Here is a 22,086-nt window from a genome sequence, read left to right as displayed (position 1 = left end):
GACACCTGAGCGAGGGAGGGCCGGTGAAGGAGCGACTCCACTGGTTCGCGATGCACGGCTTCATCCGCGGCGTGGCCGCTTTCGGTGCCCGCCGCGGCGACGTCCAGGCCAGGTTGATCGCCGATCCGGCGGTGGCCGCCGATCCGGTGCGCTTCTATGACGAAGTCCGGGCCCGGGGCAAATTGGTCAAGGGCCGCGTCGCCTATCTGACGGCCGATCACGCGGTTGCCCAGGAGTTGTTGCGGTCCGACGACTTCCGGGTGCTGATCTTCGGATCGAACCTGCCCGCACCCCTGCGGTGGCTGGAGCGCCGCACCCGTGACGACCTGCTGCATCCGCTGCGCGCCCCCTCGCTGCTGGCGGTCGAGCCCCCCGACCACACGCGCTACCGCAAGACGGTGTCGGCGGTGTTCACGCCCAGGGCGGTCGCCGCACTGCGAGAGCGGGTCGAGCACACGGCCGCCGACCTGCTCGAGCGGCTCACCGGCGAGTCCGGCGTGGTCGACATCGTCGGACGCTATTGCGCGCGACTGCCGGTCTCGATCATCAGCGAGATCCTCGGCGTGCCCGAGTCGGATCGGCCGCGCGTCCTGGAATTCGGCGAGCTTGCCGCGCCGAGCCTGGACATCGGGTTGCCGTGGCGGCAGTACCGCAGCGTGCAGGACGGGATCGCCGGCTTCAGCTCCTGGCTCGCCGAACACCTGCAACGGCTGCGCCTGAATCCCAGCGACAACGTGATGAGCCAGCTGATCCAGAACGCCGAAAGCGGCTCTGCGGACACGTATCTCGACGAGAACGAACTTCAGGCGATCGCCGGACTGGTGTTGGCGGCGGGCTTCGAGACGACGGTCAACCTGCTCGGCAACGGGATTCGCATGCTGTTGGACGCGCCCGAGCACCTCGATGCGCTGCGGCGACGCCCGGAGCTGTGGCCCAACGCCGTCGAGGAGATCCTGCGCCTGGAATCGCCGGTGCAGCTGACCGCGCGGGTGGCGCGGGGCGATGTCGAGATCGCGGGACGCCAACTCGCCCGTGGTGACCTGGTGCTGGTGTATCTGGCCGCCGCGAACCGGGATCCGGCCGTCTTCAGCGACCCGCACCGCTTCGACATCGAAAGGCCAAACGCCGGAAGGCATCTCGCGTTCTCCGGCGGCCGGCACTTTTGTCTCGGCGCGGCGTTGGCCCGCGCCGAGGGCGAAGTGGGCCTGCGGACGTTCTTCGACCGCTTCCCCGACGTGCGCGCCGCGGGCACCGGAAGCAGGCGCGAGACCCGCGTGCTGCGGGGATGGTCGTCACTGCCCGTGACGCTCGGGCCGGCCCGGTCGATGGCTGCCGCCGGAGGCTGACTGGCCGCGATCCAGCGCGATGGTTGACACCGGCGCGGCGACCGAGTTTATTTGCCGGTATGACAGAGGTATCTATGATCGCGGTCGAGGACGTCGTCCGCGGGCTGTGGCAGGCCCTTTCGCAGCGTGATTGGGAGGCGATCCCGACGTTTTTGTCCGACGACTGCCTTTACGTCGACATGCCTGTTCCGGCCTTATCGGCCCGCGGTCCCGAGGGCATCGTCAAACGACTCAAGATGGGTCTCGAGCACCTGGCGGGCTACGAGAACCACACCGGCGTGCTGGTGTCCAACGGTTCCGACGTGCTCTACGAGCACTCCGAGACATGGACATTCGCGACGGGCGAGCAGGGCGTACTTCGATTCGTGACGGTCCACAAAGTCGTCGACGGCAAGATCACCGTCTGGAAAGACTATTGGGACATGAACAGCCTGGTGGCCTTCGCTCCCCCGAACCACTTCGAGGGTTTGGCGACCGGCGATGTGAGCTGGGTGTTCGACGCGTCAGCCCTCGTCTGAGCGTCCCTTTTCACGAGCGGCGCGTGATTTGCGCTGCTGCCCACGGCAATACGCCGATACGGCGCGTGGTGCCGTTGGAATGCCGGCATGGCCACCCCTCATAGACCATTCCGGCAATCCTCGGCACAAACGGCGATAGGGCGTGACTACAACGTGCCCTGTTGCGGATATGACACGCAGTCACCAGAACCGGCGGTGTAGCAACCCGCACTGGGTGACGCGTAGGTCGGAGGCGCCAAAGCGGCGGCGACGGTAACGATGGCTGCGTCGACGGACGCAGCGCGGGACAACATGTGCCCAAACCTCCTTGATGCCTCAGTTTGGTGACGTTGCCCGATTCGTCTCCCGAAGCCTATGCGCCCCGACGGTTGGTTACACCGGAATTTGTGAAAATTTTGTGCCGACCCCGATTCCTCACGGTCCGGCGCCGGGCGACGGGAGGTCGTAGATTCTGCGGGCGTTCTCGCGGGCGATGAGATCGACCACCCGGATGGCGTCGGCCTCGCTCCAGTCGCCGCCGTCGACGAAGGCACGCAGCACTCGGTTCAGCCCCCGGCGCCACAAAACCGCTCCGAGAAAGTGCAGTTCCGCGGGACCGAATCCGTCTGACGAGTAGAGAATCTTGGAAAAGGGCGCCAGCTCCAACAGGCGCGCGAGGAACGCCGGCGACCGCGCCCCCAGGTGGTTCACGCTCAATCCGCCGTCGAGGTAGACGTTGTTGAACGCCTGCGCCAGGTAGCCGGCCTCACGTTCGTAGGGATAACAGTGCAACAGCACGATCGGGACCTCCGCAGACCGGCGCAGAAAGTCAAGCAGCAGGAGCGGATTGGCCTTGTGCAGATCGCAGTCACGATCGCCGAACCCGACGTGGAATTGCAGCGGCTTGCCGAGTCGCAGCGCCTGGTGCAACCCGAACCGCAGCAGGACCCGATCCCGCAATCGCGTCCCGCCGCGCTCGCGCCACCGGTCGGCGGCTTCGGCGACCTCCGCCGTCGACGGCTCGCTGAGGTCGCCCTCGAAACCGCCCCGGTAGGCCAGGATCGATTTGGTGCCAACGGCGCCGGCCGCGCGTCCGTGCAGGATCTCCTCGAACGCCCCCGCATAATCACCCGGCGTTCGCGCCGCCTGTTCGGCCACCTCCTCGAGGCGCACGATTTCGTGCGCGCGGTTGCCCGACAACCGGGCCATCTGCCCGACCCCGGCGACTCCACCCCCGCCGATCCCGGTGTCCACCAACCAGTCTCCGACGCCGGCGCCGGCCAGGAACACCTGCGCCAGTTCCTCTTCCCCGAACTGGCGGCGACGGTCCCAATAGGCCTGCGGGTCGACGTGTTCGGGCAGACCCAGCGCGGGGGCGCAGTGAGCGCGCACGGCGAACCCGAGCTGTGAGTCGAAACCCGAATCGGTGATGGGTTCGGTGTTGGCCTCGTTGAGTGCGTTTTCGAATCGCTGCCGGTCTCCGGCCGTCGACCAACAACCGTGGACATGCTGATCGATCAGCGACACCGAGCCGATGTGCTCGGTCAGGTCACGGGTGTCGGCGCTCATCACCGGCCGCTCACAAGCTCCAGGCCATGCGGAACCGATCCGCCAGCTGCTCGGGGTCCAGATCGCCGTAGCGCTCGTGTTCCAGGCGGCGAACCGCGACCACCATGTCGACCGCCGGATCCCCCAGAATGCACCGCATTCGCGCCGAATCATCAAGTCTTGCAATCGCCTTGGCCTGCGAATCGGTCAGGCGCACGACGCCGTCCCGTGCAAGGTCGGCATCGGTCCGGGCGGCCGGATCGACCGTGATCTCCGGCGGCAGCGCGACCTGAGATCCGATGCCGTCCAACGCGAGTCCGAGGATGGCCGCCGACGCCAGGTACGGATCGGCGGAGGGATCGACGATCTTGACCTCGACGTTTGCACCGCGCGGGCTGGCGGGTCCGCCGGTGACGAATCGCACTGCGGCCTCGCGGTTTTCGGTGCCCCAGCATGCGTAGGCGCCGGCCCAGTTGCCGGGCCGCATCCGCAGACCCGAGACAATCGATCCGCACAGCACGCCCTGGGCCTCCGGCAGGCCGCGGATTACGCCCGCCACCGCGCTCTCCCCCGCCGGCGTCATGCCCGCGGCGCCCGCGCCGTCGGAGAACAGCGGACCGTCGGGTGTGGCCAGCGAAAAATGTTGGTGGGCACCGGATCCGACGTCACCGGCGAACGGGGCGGGCGACAGGCTGATGCCAAGGCCGTGGCGGCGCGCCACGCGGGCGACGATGAGCCGCACCAGGATCAGCTGATCGGCGGCGGAGACCGGCGGCTGCGGCGGCAGCGAGATCTCGAACTGGTTGGCGCCATACTCGGGGTGGAACTGTTCGATCGCGACGCCGGCGGCCGTCGCCGACCCGATCACCTCCCGGATGAACGTTTCGCGCTCGAGCACGCCGGCGAGGCCGTACGGGGCCCACGGCGTCGACGGCAGCCGGCCGCCGTCGGGCGAAACCAAGAGGAATTCGAGTTCGTGCCCGACGGTCGCCTCGATCCCGGCGTCGGCGAGCGCGGCCTCGACGCGCCGCAGCGTTCCCCGGCCACAGGTGGGTACAGGCGTGCCGCCCTGGGAGAAAAATGCGGCGGGGGCCCATGCCAGGCCGTCGCCGACGATGCGCAACGCCGACAGGTCGATCCGGAGCCGTTGGTCGCCCACCACGCCCACCTCAGCGGTGAAGGCGATCCCGCTCTGGTCGATGGCGAACGCGTGCCAGGACGGGCTGGCGCCCAGGCCGGGATCGGCGAAAGTGTTCGTCTGGCGGATCGGAACCGCTTTGGCCAGGGTGAGTCCGGCGGGGTTGACGACGGTGCCGATGACCGTGTCGACGCCCTCGGCCTCCAGCTGGGCGATCGCCGCGGCGGCAAGCGGTGTGCCGGTCATGGCAGTCATTCTGCAGCCTCGTGGTGCCCGGGTAGGGCAAACCGCGCCGTCACCCGCCTGGCCGGTCAGTTCTGGCGGGCGACGAGTTCGGAGACGAACCGATCGAGAAATTCGTCCACGGGTGTGCCACCGGCGGCCCGGATGACGAATTTTGTCAGCCCCGCCTCGAGGTAGGCGTCCAGTTGACGGTGCAGCTCATCCCATCCGGCGGCGATCAGGTCGGCGGGATCGAGGTCGGGGCGGCGGTTGCGGACCGCCGCGGCCAACGGCGCGGGCAGCTCGCCGTCGGTGACGGCCAGCGAGATCCCGTAGTGGTCGGGTTCGATGTGCCGCCCGGCCTGCGCCGCGGCCCGCTCGATCGTCTCGCGGCCGGCCTTGGCCTCGGCCGGGGTGAGGAAACTGCCCAGCCAGCCGTCGCCCAGCGCGCCGGTGCGCCGGAAGGCCGCCGGCGCCGAGCCGCCCAACCAGATGTCCAGCGGCGGTGCCGGACTCGGGGCGACGGCCGCGCCGGTGACGGTGAAGTATTCGCCGGTGAATGTGGCGGGACTGCCTTGCAGCGCCGCACGAAGCACCCGCAGCGACTCGTCGAAGACCGCCGCCCGCCGGCCGTCGGGAACCACGAACACCTCGCGCTCGGCCGGAATCGCCGAGCGCAAACCGAACACCGGAAGGACCCGCTTGGGGGCGACGGCCGCCAACGACGCGAGCTGCTTGGCCACCAGCACCGGGTGCCGGCCCGGCAGCACGGCCACCGAGGTGCCCACCTTCAACCGGCTGGTCCGGGCGAGCGCGTACGCCATCCCGATCATCGGATCCACCGCCGGCGAGTAGACCAGCTCGGAAAACCACAGCGAATCCACGCCGTTGGCCTCGAGGTGGTCGACGATGCCGGCGAGCTGATGCGGGGCGGTGTCCGCTCCCAGCCCGACGCCGAAGCGCACCTTCACCGGCGCCTCCCTCTGCGTTGCCTCACCCGTGGCGCCGGGCGTCGCCGGTCGCACGGTCTCGGAGAGCGCGAAACGGCTAGACGCGGCTGGGGATGGTCAGCTTGCAGGCCTGGCCGATGTCGAGGGTCCGCAACACCCGGCCCATCCCCACCCACAGCGCGCAGGACAGCGCCAGGTCGGCCAGCAGCTCATCGGAGAAGTGTCCGGCGCAGCGCGCCCAGAAGTCTTCGTCGTCGCGCAGGCCCGTGTGATCGGTGGCGAAGCGGTCGGCGAACTCTGCCGCCAGCCGCTCCTGGTCACTGTATCCGGGCCAGGTGCGCCATTCGTGGACGTGGTCGTAGAGCTCTTCGTCGACGCCCGCGGCGGGTCCGTCCTCGTCGCGGGTGTTGACGCAGACGACGCATTCGTTGCGATGCGCGATCACGGCGCGCGCCAATTCGCGAGTGCGCAACGGCAACCGGTTCTTGGTGTACACCGCCTGGCTGAAGGCGCCGAGGGCGCCGCCGATGTCCGGAGACTTCACAAACCAGCCGGCCAGGTCGTCGTCAGCAAATGTTCCGATTCGGCTCATGGCGTGATGGTACGCCCGGGCGCGCGCGCCGGTTGCGGTTGCCGGGAAACGGGTGGCGCCGCCGGCTAGCGGCCGGCCGAGCCGATGGCGGTGGTTGGCGTTTCGTCGTGCCAATCACGTTGGGCGAGAACCCGATGCGCAACGCGTTCGAGCGCGGCCTGCACCGCGCGGCGGTCGGGGCGGCCCTCGAAGCCCGGTGAGCGGGCGAGCTTGTCGACGAGCCAGGCGACCAGCAGCGAGTGCACGTAGCCGACCTGCTGGGCGCCGGCCGGGGTGAGCCACAGCTGTTCGCCGTCGCCGTGCGCGTAACCGCCGGCCACCAGGCGCGAGAAGGTGGGCTCGAGGACCTCGAACGGGATCCGGTGATAGTCGGCCATGTCGGTGAGGCGGGCGGCCCCGTACATCTGCGTGAAGCGGTTGATGCGCAGAACCCCCCACAGCCCGGCGACGTCGAGCCGGCAATCGGGCCGCATGGCGATGCTGCGCAACCGCATCCCGGTTTCGCCGCGCAGCATCCGCGCGATCGCGTTCTCCAGCATCTGTTCGGGTGTCTCGGTGGTCGGCATGCCGAACGCGTCGCCGAGATCGACTGTGCTGTCGTGGATATCCCGCAGTGGGATCTCGCGCAGGAACAGCGCGAGCACGAAACCGACCAGGGCGACCGGGGCGGCCCAGAAGAAGACCTCGGTGAGCGATTGGGCATAGGCCGCCACGATGGGCGCGGCCACGTCATGCGGTTGCCGGTGCAAGGCACCGGGCGAACTGACGGAGCCGGGCGGCACGCCGCTGGCCGCCAGGGCCGGGCCGATGCGGCGGTCGAGGAAGTTCACGAACAGCGATCCGAATATCGCCGCGCCGAAAGAACTTCCGATGGTGCGGAAGAACGTCACCCCCGACGTGGCGACGCCGAGGTCGTCGAAGTTCGACGTGTTCTGCACGATGAGAACCAGCACCTGCATGGACAATCCGATGCCGGCGCCCAGGATGACCAGGTACAGCGACTGGATCAGGGCGGACGTGGAGGGCTGCATCCGCGACATCAGCAAGAACGCCAGCGCCATCAGCGCGGTGCCGGCGACCGGAAAGATCTTGTAGCGCCCCGTGCGGCCGACCAGGGTGCCGCTGCCGGTCGAGGTGATCAGCATCCCGACCACCATGGGCAGCGTGCGCAGGCCCGAGGTGGTCGCCGAAACGCCGTTGACGTACTGCATATAGGTCGGCAGGAACGTCAGCGCGCCCAGCATGGCAAAGCCCACGACAAAGGACAGCACGCAGCACACCGTGAACACCGGACTGGCGAACAACCGGATGGGCAGGATCGGCTCGGCGGCGCGCCGTTCCACCACCGCGAAAACGCCCAGCGCCACCACGGCGCCGACGAACAAGCCGATGATCGTCGGCGACCCCCACGCGTACAGCGTTCCGCCCCAACTCGTGGCCAGCGTCAGGCCCGCCGCGCCCAGGCCGACGAACGCTATTCCGGAGTAGTCGATGAGCGGCTTGGCGGACGCGGACAGCGCCGGAATCGCCGCGGCGGCAACGAAAATCACGACCACTGAGATCGGCACGTTGATCCAGAACGCCCACCGCCAAGTCAGGTAGTCCGTGAAGTAGCCGCCCAGCAATGGACCGATAACGGTCGTGACGCCGAAGACCGCCCCGAGGATGCCCTGGTAGCGGCCCCGCTCCCGCAGCGGAACGACCTCGCCGATCAACGCACTGGCGGTGACGGTGATGGCGCCGCCGCCGATCCCTTGCAGGGCACGCGATCCCACCAGCATGGCCATCGACTGGGACAGCCCGCACAACGCCGATCCGATGACGAAGAAGACGATGGCCGCCTGGAACACCCGCTTGCGCCCATAGAGGTCCCCGAGCTTGCCCGCCAGCGCGGTGACGACGGTCGATGCGAGCAGATAGCTGGTGACGACCCAGGACTGATGGCCGGCGTCCCCCAGGTTGGCGACGATCGTCGGCAGCGCCGTGGCAACAATGGTCTGGTCCAGCGCCGCGAGCAGCATCCCGAGGACGATCGCGACGAAGATCAGGTTGCGCCGCTGCGGACTGATCAGCTCGCCGCTGGCCGCGGAATTCGCCGCCGGGCTCGCCTGGGTCACCGCTGCTCTCGGGCTCGTCATGCCGGCCCGACGTTACCGACTTTCGCCGCCGCCCGGGTCAGCTGGGTGGCCGCGAGACACACTGCGCCGAGTACAGCTCCACGCCCAGCTTGTCCATCAGCTCCAACTGCGTCTCGAGGTAGTCGATGTGCTTTTCCTCGTCGGCCACGATCTCTTCGAACAGGGTGGCGGTGGTGGAGTCCTGCTTGTCCCGGCACAGCACGATGGCCGGTTTGAGGCGGTCCATCACCTCGTATTCGATGGCCAGGTCGGCCTCGAACTGCTCGCGCAACGTCTGGCCGATGCGCAGCGAGAACAGGCGCTGGTAGTTCGGCAACCCATCGAGCAACAGGATGCGGTCGGTGATGGCCTCGGCGTGTCGCATCTCGTCGAAGGACTCGGCGCGAGTGTGCTCAGCTAACTCGGTGAACCCCCAGTTGTCCTGCATCTTGGAGTGCAGGAAGTATTGGTTGATCGCGGTGAGCTCGCTGGTCAACTGTTCGTTGAGTAGACGCAAAACTTCCGGATCCCCTTGCATTTTCACTCCTACGGTGTCTGCGGCTGTCATGTTCGGCCGCGGTCGGTGCGCTGGGCTGAAGCGCACAAACCTGGGCTGTAGCAGCACTTTGCCACGGCCGCCGCAAATGTTCTAGCAAGGTTTGGCTGCACTCAGTGCGTTGTCGAGCTAGTCTAAGCACCCCTTTGTTAGGTTAGACTTCACTAATCAGGTTAGGTTAGACTCCACTAATATGCGGCGTGTGTGTTCGGCCCCTTCGGCGGGCTCCCGAGTACCCCGGGAGGGCTGACATGCGATCGCCCGGCCGAGTCGTCGACGAAGGGGATGCCGACATGCAGGAGGTGCGCTGATGTACGTGTGCCTGTGCGTCGGGGCTACCAGCCAGACCGTGTGCGACGTCGTCGCGCAGGGCGCGTCGACCTCGAAAGAAATCGCCGCCGCGTGCGGGGCGGGCGGTGACTGCGGTCGCTGCCGGCGCACCCTGCGCGCGATCCTCGCCGACTCCGCAAAGTTGGAGACGGCGCCGTCGGCCTGACGCCGGAGCGTCGCGTCAGCCCTTATTGAAATCGGCCAGGGCCGCCGCGTTGGCTTGCGCGCCCATGAGCTCTGCGAAGTGCGCGTTTTCCCGCGCGGTGGCCGCCGCGATCTCCGGGCGGACCGGCTCCATCATCGTGTGTTTGACGGCCATCAAGCTCGAGATCGGCCGGGAGGCAAGGATTTCGGCGTGGTGGCGCGCCTGCGGCAGCAGCTCGTCCGGTTGGCACACCCGCCAGACCAGACCCATCCGCAGCGCCTCGTCGGCGTCGACCCATTCCGAGGACATCAACAGCCACGCGGCGTTCTGCCGGCCCACCAGCTGCGGCAGCAGATAGGACGACGCCGCTTCCGGGGCCACGCCCAGGCTGGTGAAGGGGCACTTCAGGCGGGCCGTCGATGACATGAACACCAGATCGGCATAGCCCAGAATCGTGGCGCCGATCCCCACGCCGACGCCGTTCACCGCGCAGATCAGTGGCTTGGGAAAGGCGCTCAGCGCGTTGATGAGTCCGATGAAGCCATGCTTGCCCGGGGTGAAGTCGGGGTCGGTGATGCGGGCCTGCATCTCGCCCAGGTCGGTACCGGCGCTGAACCCGCGACCCGCGCCGGTCAGCAAGACCACGGCCACCTCGGGGTCGTCGGCGGCGGCCAGCAGCGCCTCGGCCGTGGCGTCGTAGAGGGCTTCGTTGAAGGCGTTGAGCGCCTCCGGGCGGTTCAGCGTGAGGGTGCGTACCCGCTTGTCGTCATCGATCTGCAGCGTCACCCCCGCAGCCTAACGAGGCTAGCCGTTGCTGTAGACGCGGGTTGGGGCGATCAGCACCACGGCGCGGCCCTCGGAAGCCATCACCCGGTCGTACTCGTCCCAGTTGTCGTGGGTACCGCCGGCCGCGGTGAACACGTCGCGCAGCAGCGCCCGCAGCCGATCGGGATCCGCCAGCCATGGCTGGGCGTCGTCGGGGCCGATCAGCTCCGCGCGGCCCTCGACGGTCGCCCACTGCCAGCCGTTGCGGAAGGTGACGGCCAACTGCGGCCGGGCGCGCAGGTTGGCCAGCTTGACCCTGCCGTAGGTGGTAAAGCCCAGCACCGGTTGGTCATTCGCCGGGTGCGACAACAGTCCCACGTTGACCAGCGACGCCTGCACCGTCCCGTCAGCGCGAACGGTGGATACCACCGCCAGCCCGCTTTCCGCCGCGGCCAATGCCACGGCGTCGCGCAGTGTGGTCATCTGAACCCCTTATGCCATTGAACGGTGTGCTGATGACGTAGCGGCTCGTCGGCACGGTGTCGATGTTCTCGTTGGCGCCAAAGGCCGTCGTGCTGGCTACCATTCGTCCTAACCGATGTTGTAGATCGTCGTCGTCGGCGGCCCCGAAGAACGCCCGAAGATCGGTGATCGCCTCCGTAGGGAACAACTCCTCGACGATGCCGGCGATTCCCGGCGCATCCGGGGTGAGCGCGCGCACCACCCAATTCTGCGTGTAGCCGAACGTCGACTGCGTCTCGATGGCCACCGGCGTATGGTCGCGTTGCCAACGGGTCAGCCACGTCGCCTGGTCCATGCCCGCGGGCCGACGCAGCAACGCGATGTTAGCCAAACCCGGTGTGCGGGAACCGAACTCGACAGCCGGTGCGCTCAGCGGAACCGATTCGGTCACCAGATACGCGGCGAGCTGCTCACACTCCTTGGACAGCAGGTCGAGCGCGGCCGTCAGCTGCTCGCCGTAGCACTGCTGGGTCCACATGCTCACCACCGCGGCGACCGGCGGGTCCAGCGTCGTCAGAGTCATCAACGACTGGCGCACCGCGTCGTCACGGACGTTGACCGACAGCCCGAGCAGACCGAGCTCCAGCAGCGCATCGGCAACCGGCCCCCGCTGCCGCTCGCACCAGTCGTCCTCGGAGTCGGCGCGCATGAGCACCGCGATTACCTTTTCCATAGGCCGAACCTACCGTCGGCGGGGCCTCAGGTAGACCTACTTCACCAGCCGCACCTGGTGCTGGCTGCTGATCAACTTCCCGATGAGCGCGGCCAGCCGGCGGTAGGACTCGTCGCGGCCACTCGATGACCGGTAGACCAGGCCGATCCGCCGGCCCGGGCGCGGCGTCGCGAACTGTGCGAGGCCCAGGCGGCTTCTCGAGGCCTCGACCGGCACCGCGCTCTGCGGAATCAGCGTCACGCCCAGACCGCCCGTCACGCATTGCACCGCGGTCGCCAGTGACGCCGCCCGGGTGTTGGCCAGCTCCGCTCGCACCCCCGCCTTCTGGCACACATCCAGTGCCTGATCGCGCAAGCAGTGCCCCTCGTCGAGCAGCAGCAGCGGCAGGTCGGCCAGCGCGGTCGCGGGAACGCGGCGCTTGCCCGCCAGCGGATGGCCAGGCGGCAGGGCGAGAACGAAATCCTCGTCGTAGATGGGAATCGCGCTGACCCCGGCGGTCTCGGCGGGCAGGGCGATCAACGCCGCATCCAGCGCCCCCTCGCGCAACACCGCCAACAACCGCTCGGTCTGGTCTTCCGTCACCCGCAGCGTCAGCCCCGGCAATTGCTCGGCGACCCCGGCCAGCACGGTCGGCAACACGTAGGGCGCCACGGTGGGAATCAGCCCCAGGCGCATGCCGGCCCGCAACGGATCCGAGGCGCCCGCCGCGGCGGCGGTGAACGCGTCGGTCGCCTCGACGACGGCCTGGGCGTGCGGCAGCAGTTCCGCGCCTTCCGGTGTCAAGAAGACACGCCGTGTCGAGCGCTCGACGAGCCGGGTGCCCAGGCCCGCCTCGAGCGCCGAAAGGCCTTGCGACAGGGTCGACTGGCTGACGCCGAGAGCTACTGCAGCACTGCTGAATTGGCGCTTTTCGGCCACCGCGACGAACGCGCGGAGACCGGCGAGCGTCGGCTGATAACTCTTATCGGTCATACCTATAAGTATAGTGGGAAGTATCACCTTTACTTCAAGAAGGGTACGCGGCAACATGGGGGAAGAAAGCTAATCTTGAGTTATTCCAGATAAGGAGCGGACATGCCTCTGCTGACCATCGGCGACCAGTTCCCCGACTACGAGCTCACCGCGTTGATTGCCGGCGACCTGTCCCAGGTCGACGCCAAGCAGCCCGACGACTACTTCACCACCATCACCAGCGAGGACCACGCCGGCAAGTGGCGTGTGGTGTTCTTCTGGCCGAAGGACTTCACCTTCGTGTGCCCGACCGAGATTGCCGCCTTCGGCAAGCTCAACGACGAGTTCGCCGACCGCGACGCCCAGGTCCTGGGTGTGTCGATCGACAGCGAGTTCGTCCACTTCAATTGGCGTGCGCAGCACGAGGACCTCAAAAAGCTTCCCTTCCCGATGCTCTCGGACATCAAGCGGGAGCTGAGCCTGGGCACCGGCGTGCTCAACGCCGACGGCGTGGCCGACCGCGCGACCTTCCTCGTCGACCCGAACAACGAGATCCAATTCGTTTCGGTCACCGCCGGTTCGGTGGGCCGCAACGTCGAGGAAGTGTTGCGGGTGCTCGACGCGCTGCAGTCCGACGAGCTGTGCGCGTGCAACTGGCGCAAGGGCGACCCGACGCTGGATGCCACCGAGCTGCTCAAGCAGTCGGCCTGATTCGGGCCTGATCCCGTAGGGTCTGATTAGGAGGCGAGATGAGCGTAGAGAACCTCAAGGAAGCGCTGCCGGAGTACGCCAAGGACCTCAAGCTCAACCTGGGTTCGATCACGCGGACGACCGAGCTGAACGAGGAGCAGTTGTGGGGCACGCTGTTGGCGAGCGCCGCGGCGACCCGGAACACGCAGGTGCTCAGCGAGATTGGTGTCGAGGCGGCCGACACGCTGTCCGCGGAGGCATACAACGCGGCGCTGGGGGCCGCATCGGTCATGGCCATGAACAACGTGTTCTACCGTGGCCGGGGCTTCCTCGACGGCAAGTACGACGACCTGCGCGCGGGGTTGCGGATGAACATCATCGCCAATCCCGGTGTGGAGAAGGTCAATTTCGAGCTGTGGTGCTTCGCGGTCTCGTCGATCAACGGATGCCCGGATTGCGTGGCCGCTCATGAGCACACGCTGCGTGAGGCCGGCGTCAGCCGGGAAACCATCCAGGAAGCACTAAAGGCCGCGGCGATCGTTTCCGGCGTGGCCCAAGCGATCGTCGCTTCCCAGACGCTGGCGACCGTCGGCTGATCGCGCCGTCGTGACCAGCGCCGTGTCGGGACCCGACTGGGTCCAACACGCGATCTGGTGGCAGGTCTATCCCCTGGGGTTCGTGGGTGCGTTCCCCGTGCCGGAGTCAAACGAGCCGCCGCGACCGGAGGAACACCGGTTGCGGCGGCTCGTCGACTGGTTGGACCACGCCATCGAACTTGGGGCGTCCGGCATCGCGCTGGGCCCGATCTTCGCCTCGCGCACACACGGTTACGACACCACCGACCATTACCGCGTCGATCCCCGGCTCGGCGACGACGCCGATTTCGACCACCTCGTCGCCGAAGCGCATCGTCGCGGCCTGCGCGTCCTGCTCGACGGCGTGTTCAACCACGTCGGTGTGGATTTCGCGCGCTACCGCGAGGCCGCCGACGACGACTCCGCGGCGCGCTGGTTTCGCGGGCGTCCGGGGCGCTTTCATACGTTCGAGGGCCACGAGGGGCTGATCACCCTCAACCACGACAACCCCGAGGTCGTCGACTACACCGTCGAGGTGATGGCGCACTGGTTGGGGCGCGGCGCCGACGGCTGGCGGCTTGATGCGGCTTACGCCGTGCCACAACACTTCTGGGCCGCGACCCTGCCGCGGGTGCGCGAGCGGCATCCGGACGCCTGGTTCGTCGGCGAACTCATCCACGGCGATTACGCCGCCGTCGTCGAGGCTGCATCGTTCGACTCGGCCACCCAATACGAGTTGTGGAAGGCGACCTGGAGCAGCCTCAACGACGGCAACTTTTTCGAACTGGACTGGGCGCTGCAGCGCCACAACGACTTTCTGAGCCGCTTCGCGCCGCTGACATTCATCGGCAATCACGACGTCACCCGCGTCGCCAGCCGCCTGGAAAACCCCGCGCATGTGGCGCACGCACTGGTGTTGCTGCTCACCATCGGCGGGGTGCCCAGTGTCTACGCCGGCGACGAGCTCGGGTTCCGCGGCGTCAAGGAAGAACGGTTCGGCGGCGACGACGCCGTCCGCCCCGAATTCGGCTCTCCCCCACTGCAGCTGGATGACTTCGGCGTCGAGACCTGGGGGCTGCACCAGTACCTGGTCGGGCTGCGACGGCGCCACCCGTGGCTGCACCTGGCATCCACCACCGCGCTGCGGCTGCAAAACCGGCACTACGTCTACGAAACGCGCAATGGCGACGATGCGCTGCTGGTGGTGCTCAACATCGACGACGAGCCAGTGCATGTGTCCTTGTCAGAGCTGGGCACGGGACGCGCGCAGGTAATCGGCGGGTCGGCGGCACCGCCGCCGCAGGTCGTCGACACCGTTGCCGTCGAGCCGCATGGGTGGCGGATCCTAAGTCCGGTCCCCCATCTGGCCTAGGGGCGATCGCGAGCGCGGCGTAGCCGGGCGAAGCGGGTCGTCCCCATCTGGCCTAGCCGCTCCAAGGTCACCTCGTCCTGGCGTCCGTCGTAATACTTCTCGAGCACCGCGACGAAGTCCTTATCGTCCTCGGTGGCACGGGCGAACAGCGTCATCGACGAGCGCAGCTTGAGGTCGTCGGGCGAGCCGAAGATCTGGCCGACCGAGCGGCCCCGCACCGCGGTGACCAGCCGGGCGCACTCGCGCAACCGCTGCCCCAGCAGCTCATGGCGCAGGTAGGCGCCCGCTTCGTCGAGGGAGGAGATGCCGTAGTGAACGGCGGTCGGGCTGCCGCCCAGACCACGCAGCTGCGGGAAGACGAACCACATCCAGTGACTGCGTTTTCGTCCGTCGCGCAGCTCATCGACGACGTCGCTGTAGACCCGCTCCTGCGCGTCCACGAAGCGCTGAAGGTCGAACGGGTCGCCCACCGATTGCATATCACTACGGTTGCACACATGGCCGTCCACCGACGAGTGCCCAGAGTGCACGATCTTGCCCCGCTCATGCAGTTCAAGCGGCCGGAGCTCAACGCGACCAAGCGCCGCCTCGCCGCCGCCTACACCATCGAGGATCTGCGGCGCATCGCCAAGCGACGCACTCCCAAGGCGGCATTCGACTACACCGACGGCGCCGCCGAAGGCGAGCTGTCCCTTGAGCGCGCCCGACAAGCCTTCCGCGACATCGAGTTTCATCCGACGATCCTGCGTGACGTCTCCCAAGTCACCGCCGGCTGGAACGTGCTGGGCCAGCCGGTCGTGTTGCCGTTCGCGATCGCGCCCACCGGATTCACCAGGCTGATGCACACCGAGGGCGAGATCGCCGGGGCGCAAGCGGCGGCCAGGGCGGGGATCCCGTTTTCGTTGTCCACTCTGGGCACCTGCGCGATCGAGGACCTCGTCACCGCCGTCCCGCAGGGCCGCAAGTGGTTTCAGCTCTACATGTGGCGTGACCGCGAACGCTCGATGGAGCTGGTGAAACGCGCTGCCGCCGCCGGATTCGACACCCTGCTGGCCACCGTGGACGTCCCGGTCTCCGGCGCGCGGCTGCGCGACAACCGCAACGGGATGACGATCCCGCCCACGCTGACGCTGCGCACCGTGCTGGACGCGGTGCCCCACCCAAAGTGGTGGTTCGACCTGTTGACCACCGAGCCGTTGGCGTTCGCTTCGCTGGACCGCTGGCCCGGCACGGTCGCCGAATATCTGAGCACGATGTTCGATCCCAGCCTGACCTTCGACGACCTGGAGTGGATCAAGGAGCAATGGCCCGGGAAGCTCGTCGTGAAAGGGATTCAGACGCTTGACGATGCCCGCGCGGTCGTCGACCGCGGCGTCGACGGCATCGTGTTGTCCAATCACGGCGGCCGCCAGCTGGACCGCGCGCCCGTGCCCTTCCACCTGCTGCCCACGGTGGCACGGGAGCTGGGGCAGCACACCGAGATCCTGGTGGACACCGGCATCATGTCGGGCTCCGACATCGTCGCGGCGATCGCACTGGGAGCCCGGTGCACGCTCGTCGGGCGGGCGTACCTGTACGGCCTGATGGCCGGCGGTGAGGCGGGGGTGAGCCGCGCGATCGACATCCTTGCCGAGGGCGTGATCCGCACGATGCGGCTGCTCGGCGTCACGTGCCTCGAGGAACTGGCGCCCACGCACGTCACGCAACTCCGACGGCTCGGGCCGATTTCGCCGCCGGCGTAACGCCAGCGCGACGCTCGAGCTCCAGCGTCACGCCGACGTGATCACCGGGCGCCTCGGGAACAAACCGGCTTCCGGCTGGGTTAAGCGCATCAGACTCAACTTTTGGAGGATTTGATGGCTGAAGCAAAGTCGGTGCCGGTGCTGTTTGTCACTGACACCATCGTGCTGCCGGGAATGGTGGTGCCGATCGCGCTGGACGACGCCGCCCGCACGGCGATCGACGCCGCCCAGGCCAGCGAGTCGGGACAGCTGCTGATCGCCCCCCGGCTCGAGGACCGCTACCCATCGCATGGCGTGATCGCGAAGATCCTGCAGGTCGGGCGCATCGCCGGTGGCGGTACCGCCGCGGTCGTGCGCGGCGAGCGCAGGGCCCACATCGGGGCGGGTGCGTCGGGTCCGGGAGCGGCGCTGTGGGTCGAGGTGACCGAGGTCCCCGAGCTCGAGGCGACCGACGAGGTCAAGGCGCTGACGGCCGAGTACAAGAAACTGCTGCTGGCCATGCTGCAACGCCGCGAGGCCTGGGAGATCATCGATTACGTCAACCGGCTGTCCGATCCGTCGGCGCTGGCCGACACCTCGGGGTACGCGTCCTACCTGACCAACGCGCAGAAGCGGCAGCTGTTGGAGACCGTCGATGTCGCCGAGCGGCTCCGGGTGCTGATCGACTGGACCAGCGAGCACCTCGCCGAGGTCGAAGTCAGCGACAAGATCGCCGAAGACGTGCGCGAGGGCATGGAGAAGACGCAGAAGGAATTCCTGTTGCGCCAGCAGCTGGCTGCCATCCGCAAGGAACTGGGCGAGGGTGAGCCCGACGGTTCCGACGATTACCGCACCCGCGTCGAGGAGGCCGACCTGCCCGAAAAGGTGCGTGAAGCCGCGCTGCGCGAGGTGGGCAAGCTGGAACGCTCGAGCGACCAGAGCCCCGAGAGCGGCTGGATTCGCACCTGGCTGGACACCGTGCTCGACCTGCCGTGGAACGTCAGGACAGAAGACTCGACCGACCTCCAAGCGGCGCGGGAAGTCCTGGACGCCGATCACCACGGGCTCGAGGACGTCAAGGACCGCATCGTCGAGTACCTGGCCGTGCGGGCGCGCCGCGCCCAGCGCGGGCTGCAGGTGGTCGGCGGCCGCGGCTCGGGTGCGGTGATGGTGCTGGCCGGTCCGCCCGGCGTGGGCAAGACGTCGCTGGGTGAAAGCGTGGCCCGCGCGCTGGGCCGTAAGTTCGTGCGTGTCGCCCTGGGCGGTGTGCGCGACGAGGCCGAGATCCGCGGGCACCGTCGTACCTACGTGGGCGCGCTGCCGGGCCGGATCGTGCGCGCGATCGGTGAGGCGGGATCGATGAATCCCGTTGTGCTGCTGGATGAAATCGACAAGGTCGGTTCCGATTATCGCGGCGACCCGAGTGCGGCGCTGCTCGAGGTGCTCGACCCCGCGCAGAACCACACCTTCCGCGACCACTACCTGGATCTGGATCTGGACCTGTCCGATGTGGTGTTTTTGGCCACCGCCAACGTGATCGAGAACATCCCGTCGGCCCTGCTGGACCGCATGGAGTTGGTGGCCATCGACGGCTACACCGAGGACGACAAGGTCGCTATTGCGCGGGACTACCTGCTGCCGCGGCAGCGGGAGCGCGCGGCGCTGACCGAGGACGAGGTCGCGGTGACCGACGCGGCGTTGCGCAAGATCGCCGCCGACTACACCCGCGAGCCCGGTGTGCGACAGTTCGAGCGGCTGCTGGCCAGGGCGCTGCGCAAGGCGACCACCAAGCTGGCCGCCAGTACTGAACCGCTGAGCATCGACGAACCCGATCTCGTGGGTTACCTTGGCCGCCCGCGGTTTACGCCGGAGTCCGCCGAACGCACCGCGGTGCCGGGCGTGGCCACCGGGCTGGCCGTCACCGGCCTGGGCGGGGATGTCCTCTACATCGAGGCGGGGTCCACCGAGGGTGACCCGGGTCTTCAGCTGACCGGGCAACTGGGCGACGTCATGAAGGAGTCGGCGCAGATCGCGCTGTCCTACGTGCGCTCGCATGCCGCGGAACTCGGGGTCGACCCCCAGGCGCTGGACCGGCGCATCCACGTGCACGTGCCCGCGGGCGCGGTGCCCAAGGACGGCCCGTCGGCCGGTGTCACCATGGTGACCGCCCTGGTCTCCATGGCCACCGGGCGCCAGGTCCGCTCCGATGTCGGCATGACCGGCGAGGTCACGCTGAACGGCCGGGTGCTGCCCATCGGGGGTGTGAAGCAGAAACTGCTGGCCGCCCAACGCGCAGGTCTGTCAACGGTTTTCATTCCGTCACGCAACGAGCCAGATCTCGATGACGTGCCCGCCGAGGTGCTCGAGGCGCTGGACGTCCGGCCCATGACCGACGTCGCCGAGATCGTGGCCCAGGCGTTGGCACCGGCGGCCGGGGCCGACACGCTGGCCGCCTGATGCGGTGGGGTGCCTGACCGCGAGTCCCGCTGAATCCCTGTCGGGGTCATTCCTGACGCGCTGCCCCGGGGATGGCCAGAAGTTTTGGCCAACCCCGGGGACGGGTACGCGTTAGCGCAGAGGGAAGACCGGCCGAGGGGGGATGACCTCTATCCGACGTCAAAACGGCGCGGATGACGAACAACAAATCACTGCTGTGAGGCCGCCGGATGGCAGCCGATCGGCTCGACAAGGAGTTCATCATGAGGTTGAACAAAATCGCTGCTAGCGCCGTAGTTGCAGGTGCTCTGACGTCCGGTGCGCTCGGGATTGGTGCCGGCATGGCGCAAGCCGATCCGAACGGCCCGAACGTGCCCGGCCCGGGGCCCGTGCCTGGCCCGAATGTGCCGGGGCCGGGGCCTGTTCCGGGCCAGAATGTACCGGGACCGCTGCCGGGACAGGGCATGCCGATTTGTAACGGGGGACCTGGGGTGAACTGCAATGCCCCCGGCACGCCGCTTCCGCCCGGGCAGAACGGATTCCCGCCACCGGGCCAGTACAACGACCCGATCGGCTACGGGCTTCCGGCCCGCTGGATGCCGCCGGGTCAGCCGGGCGACTTTCCAGTCGTCTTTAACCCGGCCGTAAACCAGTGGGGCGTCTTCCTGCCCGGCGGTCAGTTCGTCGCATACGCGACTTAAACCCGCACGAGGGGACAGCCGCCGCTCACCTGCGGCGGCTGTTCTCGTGGGGCAGAATTGCTACACATGACTGACATCCGGGATCTGAAACGGCAAGTGGTCCATCGAGTTCAACGGATGGTGGTGAACCCCGTGGGCCGACAGCTGCCGGTGACAATGCTCGAGACCATCGGCCGAAAGTCGGGACAGCCCCGCCGCACCGCGGTGGGCGGGCGCGTCGTGGACAACCAGTTCTGGATGGTCTCCGAACACGGCGAACGTTCCGATTACGTCCGAAACATCAAGGCCGACCCCGCCGTGCGGGTGCGACTGGGCGGCCGGTGGGCAACCGGAACCGCCCACCTCATGCCCGACGACGACCCATTGCAGCGCCTCGGCAATCTGCCCAAGCTCAACAGCGCGGTGGTGCGCCTGATGGGCAGCGACCTGTTGACCATCCGGGTGGATCTGGACTGACACCGCGTGTACGTCGGCGGTCGGCCTTAAGGTCTGCGCATGGCCTACGACGAAGACCTGGCCAACCGGATCCGCGAACTCCTCGGGTCCGAGCCGGGCATCGAGGAAAAGCGCATGTTCGGCGGCCTGGCGTTCCTGGTCCACGGCAACATGTCGGTCGCCGTGAGCGGCCAGGGCGGACTGTTGGTGCGGGTGCCGCGCGAGGACACCGACAAACTCATCGGGCGCGCGCACGTCAGCCCCATGGTGATGGCCGGGCGGGAAACCCGAGGCTGGCTGCGCGTCGAGGCCGCCGGGGTGCACACCAAACGCCAGCTTCAGAGTTGGGTCACCCGCGGGGTCGACCACGCGCGCAACCTGCCGCCCAAATAGCACCTGCGGTTTGCCCCAGCGGCGTCCGGGTACGCCCCGCGGTATGGACAAGCGGGTGCGACGACTGCTCGATGTGGCCGGCACGACGTATGCGGCGCAGGCGCGCATCACGATGAGCGACAAGCCGATGCCGCTGTTTCAGCTTCTGGTGCTGTGCATGCTGGCCAGCAAACCGATCGATGCGGCCATCGCCACGGGAGCCGCGCGTGAACTCTTCGAGGCGGGCTTGCGGACGCCCAAAGCCGTGCTGGCCTCGGATCGACGAACCATGATCGACGCCTTCGGACGCGCGCATTACGTACGCTACGACGAGAGCTCGGCGACCCGGCTCACCGACATGGCCGAACGGCTCCGCGACGACTACTCCGGCGATATGCGCGAATTGGCCGATCGCAGCGGACATGACGTGGCCGCGGCGAAACGGATGCTCAAGAAGTTCAAGGGAATTGGCGACACGGGCGCCGACATCTACCTTCGTGAAGTGCAGGACGTGTGGACCTGGGTGCGGCCGTACTTCGATGACCGGGCCACCGGGACCGCCAAGCGGTTGGGTCTGCCCGCCGATCCGAAGAAGCTGGGAACTCTTGCGCCGCGGGCCAACGCGCGGCTGGCCGCCGCGCTGGTCAGGGCGTCGCTGGACGACGATGTGCGTCAGCAGGTGACCGGCTGAGCGCGCGGTGGCCATACGAATCGGAACCTCGGGGTGGTCCTACAACCACTGGATCAATGTGCTGTATCCACCGGGAACGCCGTCAGCGCGCCGGCTCGCCCGCTACGTCGAGGTGTTCGACACCGTCGAACTGAACGCGAGTTTCTACCGGTGGCCCAAGGATTCGACGTTCGAGGGTTGGCGCGATCAACTACCGGACGGCTTCACGATGTCGGTCAAGGCGCATCGCGGCTTGACGCACTATCGCAGGCTGGCCTCCCCCGAGCCGTGGATCGAACGGTTCGAACGCAGTTGGCAGCTGCTGGGTGATCGCCACGGGGTGCTGTTGGTGCAACTGCACCCCGACCAGCAGCGCGACGACGAGCGCCTGGATTCGTTCCTCGAGTGCATGCCCGCGTCGATACGCGTCGCGGTCGAGCTGCGGCACCCGTCATGGAACGACCCCGCGGTCTTCGAGATATTGGAGCGCCGCCGCGCCGCGTATGTGGTGATGAGTGGACTCGGGCTGCAGTGCATTCCCCGCGCGACCGCCGACCTGGTGTACATCCGGATGCACGGGCCGGATCCCGAGGCGAACTACGCCGGCTCCTACACCGACGACGACCTGCGACGCTGGGCCGAGCTGCTGGCCCGCTGGGACGGTGAAGGTAAAGACGTGTGGATGTATTTCAACAACGACCTGGGCGGCCACGCCGTCCGCAACGCGCTCGACCTACGCGAGCTGTTGCGTTGAGCGCCCAC

The 22,086-nt window shown here is 67.8% G+C and carries 23 protein-coding genes and 1 pseudogene; 13 read left to right on the top strand and 11 right to left on the bottom strand.

Annotated elements, in window-relative coordinates:
- Positions 1-23: 23 nt before the first annotated feature.
- Both ACZ50Z_RS08350 and ACZ50Z_RS08345 read left to right on the top strand, forming a co-directional pair.
- Complete coding sequence (locus ACZ50Z_RS08350) at positions 24-1,346, top strand: cytochrome P450 (RefSeq protein WP_464483121.1); 1,323 nt, start codon at positions 24-26, stop codon at positions 1,344-1,346.
- Positions 1,347-1,420: 74 nt separating this feature from the next.
- Positions 1,421-1,864, top strand: coding sequence for a nuclear transport factor 2 family protein (locus tag ACZ50Z_RS08345; RefSeq protein ID WP_464486138.1), 444 nt, complete (start codon positions 1,421-1,423; stop codon positions 1,862-1,864).
- Positions 1,865-2,278: 414 nt separating this feature from the next.
- On the opposite strand, the gene ACZ50Z_RS08340 is transcribed toward ACZ50Z_RS08345, so the two are convergent.
- The 6 genes from ACZ50Z_RS08340 to bfr all read right to left on the bottom strand — a co-directional run bounded on the left by ACZ50Z_RS08340 (position 2,279) and on the right by bfr (position 8,948).
- A complete protein-coding gene (locus ACZ50Z_RS08340; protein WP_464483120.1) occupies positions 2,279-3,412 on the bottom strand; it encodes an amidohydrolase family protein in 1,134 nt (377 codons plus the stop codon).
- 10 nt (positions 3,413-3,422) lie between these two features.
- Positions 3,423-4,775: a type I glutamate--ammonia ligase gene (locus tag ACZ50Z_RS08335; RefSeq protein WP_464483119.1), complete on the bottom strand. Its 1,353-nt coding sequence runs from the start codon at positions 4,773-4,775 to the stop codon at positions 3,423-3,425.
- A gap of 65 nt (positions 4,776-4,840) precedes the next feature.
- Positions 4,841-5,722, bottom strand: coding sequence for a TIGR03854 family LLM class F420-dependent oxidoreductase (locus tag ACZ50Z_RS08330; RefSeq protein ID WP_464483118.1), 882 nt, complete (start codon positions 5,720-5,722; stop codon positions 4,841-4,843).
- Between the two features lie 76 nt (positions 5,723-5,798).
- Complete coding sequence (locus ACZ50Z_RS08325) at positions 5,799-6,293, bottom strand: carboxymuconolactone decarboxylase family protein (RefSeq protein ID WP_464483117.1); 495 nt, start codon at positions 6,291-6,293, stop codon at positions 5,799-5,801.
- Positions 6,294-6,358: 65 nt separating this feature from the next.
- A complete protein-coding gene (locus ACZ50Z_RS08320) occupies positions 6,359-8,431 on the bottom strand; it encodes an MDR family MFS transporter (protein ID WP_464483116.1) in 2,073 nt (690 codons plus the stop codon).
- Positions 8,432-8,468: 37 nt separating this feature from the next.
- On the bottom strand, positions 8,469-8,948 hold the full coding sequence (gene bfr / locus ACZ50Z_RS08315; protein ID WP_464483115.1) for a bacterioferritin: 480 nt from the start codon (positions 8,946-8,948) through the stop codon (positions 8,469-8,471).
- 328 nt (positions 8,949-9,276) lie between these two features.
- On the opposite strand from bfr, the gene ACZ50Z_RS08310 reads away from it, so the two are divergent.
- Positions 9,277-9,462, top strand: a complete 186-nt coding sequence (locus ACZ50Z_RS08310) for a (2Fe-2S)-binding protein (protein ID WP_064934839.1) — start codon at positions 9,277-9,279, stop codon at positions 9,460-9,462.
- Positions 9,463-9,477: 15 nt separating this feature from the next.
- On the opposite strand, the gene ACZ50Z_RS08305 is transcribed toward ACZ50Z_RS08310, so the two are convergent.
- The 4 genes and pseudogenes from ACZ50Z_RS08305 to ACZ50Z_RS08290 all read right to left on the bottom strand — a co-directional run bounded on the left by ACZ50Z_RS08305 (position 9,478) and on the right by ACZ50Z_RS08290 (position 12,373).
- Positions 9,478-10,227, bottom strand: coding sequence for an enoyl-CoA hydratase/isomerase family protein (locus ACZ50Z_RS08305; RefSeq protein WP_464483114.1), 750 nt, complete (start codon positions 10,225-10,227; stop codon positions 9,478-9,480).
- Positions 10,228-10,245: 18 nt separating this feature from the next.
- Entirely contained in the window at positions 10,246-10,689 is a 444-nt protein-coding gene (locus tag ACZ50Z_RS08300) for a PPOX class F420-dependent oxidoreductase (RefSeq protein WP_464483113.1), read from the bottom strand.
- A gap of 19 nt (positions 10,690-10,708) precedes the next feature.
- A pseudogene (locus ACZ50Z_RS08295) lies at positions 10,709-11,401 on the bottom strand (EthD domain-containing protein); the annotation flags it as partial.
- Between the two features lie 36 nt (positions 11,402-11,437).
- Complete coding sequence (locus ACZ50Z_RS08290; protein WP_464483112.1) at positions 11,438-12,373, bottom strand: hydrogen peroxide-inducible genes activator; 936 nt, start codon at positions 12,371-12,373, stop codon at positions 11,438-11,440.
- A 102-nt stretch (positions 12,374-12,475) separates the two neighbouring features.
- Between ACZ50Z_RS08290 and ACZ50Z_RS08285 the strand changes: the two genes are divergently transcribed.
- From ACZ50Z_RS08285 to ACZ50Z_RS08275, 3 genes are read left to right on the top strand one after another with little or no spacing between them, the layout of a single operon-like run.
- Positions 12,476-13,063, top strand: coding sequence for a peroxiredoxin (locus tag ACZ50Z_RS08285; RefSeq protein WP_464483111.1), 588 nt, complete (start codon positions 12,476-12,478; stop codon positions 13,061-13,063).
- Positions 13,064-13,101: 38 nt separating this feature from the next.
- Positions 13,102-13,638 carry an alkyl hydroperoxide reductase gene (locus ACZ50Z_RS08280; RefSeq protein WP_464483110.1) on the top strand — a complete coding sequence of 179 codons (537 nt, stop codon included), beginning with the start codon at positions 13,102-13,104 and terminating at the stop codon, positions 13,636-13,638.
- Between the two features lie 10 nt (positions 13,639-13,648).
- Positions 13,649-14,989: an alpha-amylase family glycosyl hydrolase gene (locus ACZ50Z_RS08275; protein ID WP_464483109.1), complete on the top strand. Its 1,341-nt coding sequence runs from the start codon at positions 13,649-13,651 to the stop codon at positions 14,987-14,989.
- Here the strand turns inward: ACZ50Z_RS08275 and ACZ50Z_RS08270 are convergent.
- The gene (locus ACZ50Z_RS08270; protein WP_464483108.1) at positions 14,986-15,468 is read right to left on the bottom strand and encodes a DUF1810 domain-containing protein; all 483 of its coding nucleotides are present in this window, start codon (positions 15,466-15,468) and stop codon (positions 14,986-14,988) included. The genes ACZ50Z_RS08275 and ACZ50Z_RS08270 overlap by 4 nt on opposite strands.
- Positions 15,469-15,486: 18 nt before the next feature.
- On the opposite strand from ACZ50Z_RS08270, the gene ACZ50Z_RS08265 reads away from it, so the two are divergent.
- The 7 genes from ACZ50Z_RS08265 to ACZ50Z_RS08235 all read left to right on the top strand — a co-directional run bounded on the left by ACZ50Z_RS08265 (position 15,487) and on the right by ACZ50Z_RS08235 (position 22,078).
- Positions 15,487-16,731 carry an alpha-hydroxy acid oxidase gene (locus ACZ50Z_RS08265; RefSeq protein WP_464483107.1) on the top strand — a complete coding sequence of 415 codons (1,245 nt, stop codon included), beginning with the start codon at positions 15,487-15,489 and terminating at the stop codon, positions 16,729-16,731.
- A gap of 114 nt (positions 16,732-16,845) precedes the next feature.
- Positions 16,846-19,167: an endopeptidase La gene (gene lon / locus ACZ50Z_RS08260; RefSeq protein ID WP_464483106.1), complete on the top strand. Its 2,322-nt coding sequence runs from the start codon at positions 16,846-16,848 to the stop codon at positions 19,165-19,167.
- Between the two features lie 470 nt (positions 19,168-19,637).
- A complete protein-coding gene (locus ACZ50Z_RS08255) occupies positions 19,638-19,847 on the top strand; it encodes a hypothetical protein (protein WP_464483105.1) in 210 nt (69 codons plus the stop codon).
- 66 nt (positions 19,848-19,913) lie between these two features.
- On the top strand, positions 19,914-20,303 hold the full coding sequence (locus ACZ50Z_RS08250; RefSeq protein WP_464483104.1) for a nitroreductase family deazaflavin-dependent oxidoreductase: 390 nt from the start codon (positions 19,914-19,916) through the stop codon (positions 20,301-20,303).
- Positions 20,304-20,342: 39 nt separating this feature from the next.
- A complete protein-coding gene (locus ACZ50Z_RS08245) occupies positions 20,343-20,675 on the top strand; it encodes a TfoX/Sxy family protein (RefSeq protein WP_464483103.1) in 333 nt (110 codons plus the stop codon).
- Positions 20,676-20,718: 43 nt separating this feature from the next.
- A complete protein-coding gene (locus ACZ50Z_RS08240) occupies positions 20,719-21,345 on the top strand; it encodes an HhH-GDP family DNA glycosylase (protein ID WP_464483102.1) in 627 nt (208 codons plus the stop codon).
- Positions 21,346-21,352: 7 nt separating this feature from the next.
- On the top strand, positions 21,353-22,078 hold the full coding sequence (locus ACZ50Z_RS08235; RefSeq protein ID WP_464483101.1) for a DUF72 domain-containing protein: 726 nt from the start codon (positions 21,353-21,355) through the stop codon (positions 22,076-22,078).
- Positions 22,079-22,086: the final 8 nt, after the last annotated feature.

The sequence above is a fragment of the Mycobacterium sp. NTMscope_MAC_269 genome (assembly GCF_976985695.1).
The sequence above is the reverse complement of the archived record's forward strand: the minus strand, read 5'-3'. Positions and strand labels throughout refer to the sequence as shown.

Coding starts and splice junctions, on each gene's coding strand:
- ACZ50Z_RS08345 (WP_464486138.1), top strand. CDS start 1,421: ATGATCGCGGTCGAGGACGTCGTCCGCGGGCTGTGGCAGGCCCTTTCG.
- ACZ50Z_RS08340 (WP_464483120.1), bottom strand. CDS start 3,412: ATGAGCGCCGACACCCGTGACCTGACCGAGCACATCGGCTCGGTGTCG.
- ACZ50Z_RS08335 (WP_464483119.1), bottom strand. CDS start 4,775: ATGACCGGCACACCGCTTGCCGCCGCGGCGATCGCCCAGCTGGAGGCC.
- ACZ50Z_RS08325 (WP_464483117.1), bottom strand. CDS start 6,293: ATGAGCCGAATCGGAACATTTGCTGACGACGACCTGGCCGGCTGGTTT.
- ACZ50Z_RS08320 (WP_464483116.1), bottom strand. CDS start 8,431: ATGACGAGCCCGAGAGCAGCGGTGACCCAGGCGAGCCCGGCGGCGAAT.
- bfr (WP_464483115.1), bottom strand. CDS start 8,948: ATGCAAGGGGATCCGGAAGTTTTGCGTCTACTCAACGAACAGTTGACC.
- ACZ50Z_RS08310 (WP_064934839.1), top strand. CDS start 9,277: ATGTACGTGTGCCTGTGCGTCGGGGCTACCAGCCAGACCGTGTGCGAC.
- ACZ50Z_RS08300 (WP_464483113.1), bottom strand. CDS start 10,689: ATGACCACACTGCGCGACGCCGTGGCATTGGCCGCGGCGGAAAGCGGG.
- ACZ50Z_RS08290 (WP_464483112.1), bottom strand. CDS start 12,373: ATGACCGATAAGAGTTATCAGCCGACGCTCGCCGGTCTCCGCGCGTTC.
- ACZ50Z_RS08285 (WP_464483111.1), top strand. CDS start 12,476: ATGCCTCTGCTGACCATCGGCGACCAGTTCCCCGACTACGAGCTCACC.
- ACZ50Z_RS08280 (WP_464483110.1), top strand. CDS start 13,102: ATGAGCGTAGAGAACCTCAAGGAAGCGCTGCCGGAGTACGCCAAGGAC.
- ACZ50Z_RS08270 (WP_464483108.1), bottom strand. CDS start 15,468: ATGCAATCGGTGGGCGACCCGTTCGACCTTCAGCGCTTCGTGGACGCG.
- ACZ50Z_RS08265 (WP_464483107.1), top strand. CDS start 15,487: ATGGCCGTCCACCGACGAGTGCCCAGAGTGCACGATCTTGCCCCGCTC.
- lon (WP_464483106.1), top strand. CDS start 16,846: ATGGCTGAAGCAAAGTCGGTGCCGGTGCTGTTTGTCACTGACACCATC.
- ACZ50Z_RS08250 (WP_464483104.1), top strand. CDS start 19,914: ATGACTGACATCCGGGATCTGAAACGGCAAGTGGTCCATCGAGTTCAA.
- ACZ50Z_RS08245 (WP_464483103.1), top strand. CDS start 20,343: ATGGCCTACGACGAAGACCTGGCCAACCGGATCCGCGAACTCCTCGGG.
- ACZ50Z_RS08240 (WP_464483102.1), top strand. CDS start 20,719: ATGGACAAGCGGGTGCGACGACTGCTCGATGTGGCCGGCACGACGTAT.